This is a genomic window from Cupriavidus gilardii, assembly GCF_008801915.1.
Classification (GTDB): Bacteria; Pseudomonadota; Gammaproteobacteria; order Burkholderiales; family Burkholderiaceae; genus Cupriavidus; species Cupriavidus gilardii.
This window is the reverse complement of sequence record NZ_VZOV01000068.1, coordinates 1-877: the sequence shown is the minus strand read 5'-3', so window position 1 is coordinate 877 and position 877 is coordinate 1. Positions and strand designations below refer to the sequence as shown.

General features: G+C 58.6%; 1 protein-coding gene and 3 tRNA genes. All 4 read right to left on the bottom strand.

Features of this window, described 5'->3' with window-relative positions; all coding sequences use genetic code 11:
• Positions 1 to 125: GTP-binding protein (locus F7Q96_RS26440; RefSeq protein ID WP_249041735.1), on the bottom strand; the 125-nt coding region annotated here is incomplete at its 3' end.
• Between the two features lie 43 nt (positions 126 to 168).
• Positions 169 to 243 (bottom strand) — tRNA-Thr (locus F7Q96_RS26435).
• Between the two features lie 32 nt (positions 244 to 275).
• Positions 276 to 349 (bottom strand) — tRNA-Gly (locus F7Q96_RS26430).
• 51 nt (positions 350 to 400) lie between these two features.
• Positions 401 to 486: transfer RNA gene (locus F7Q96_RS26425), tRNA-Tyr, on the bottom strand.
• Positions 487 to 877: the final 391 nt, after the last annotated feature.

Here is an 877-nt window from a genome sequence, read left to right as displayed (position 1 = left end):
CCGCCGAACTTCGAAGCCAGCACCGTCGCAATCGCCGCCGTCAGCGTCGTCTTGCCGTGGTCAACGTGACCAATCGTACCAACGTTCACGTGCGGCTTGGTCCGCTCGAACTTTTCCTTTGCCATTTCGCGACTCCTGTCTCGGTAGCGATATTGCCAGTGCGGTATTTGGTGCCCATGGGCAGGATCGAACTGCCGACCTCTCCCTTACCAAGGGAGTGCTCTACCACTGAGCCACATGGGCGAAACTTGATGACTGCGTTGCAGCAATCCTGCTGGAGCGGGTGAAGGGAATCGAACCCTCGTCGTAAGCTTGGAAGGCTTCTGCTCTACCATTGAGCTACACCCGCCCGGGTTACTTCACTTCACCGACATTGCCGGACTGCTGCTGCATTGCATTCTGGTGGAGAGGGTTGGATTCGAACCAACGTAGGCGTAAGCCAACAGATTTACAGTCTGCCCCCTTTAGCCACTCGGGCACCTCTCCGCAGAGAACTTGCGATTATGGTGTAATCGCCCCCGCCTGTCAAGCGCTTTCCGGCTACCTTGCAAGAAAACGGCTTGTTCGATCGTCGGCGGAATCGGGCTGCGGCGGCCCGTGGCGAACCATCTTCGCGAACATCGGAAACGATGTCCTCTCACCCTATAGGGGCTCGCAGAACGGCCTGGAATGCCTCTACAGAGGCCAGGATATGCCGGTTCAGCAACCTGGGCAGGGAGCGAGGCACCCGCGGAGCCGGTGTCTCCGCCGCCGCAAAGCAAAACGCCCCAGACCTTGAGGATCTGGGGCGTTTTCAAAGGAGAGCCTGGCGATGACCTACTTTCACACGGGTAGTCCGCACTATCATCGGCGCGAAGTCGTTTCACGGTCCTGTTCG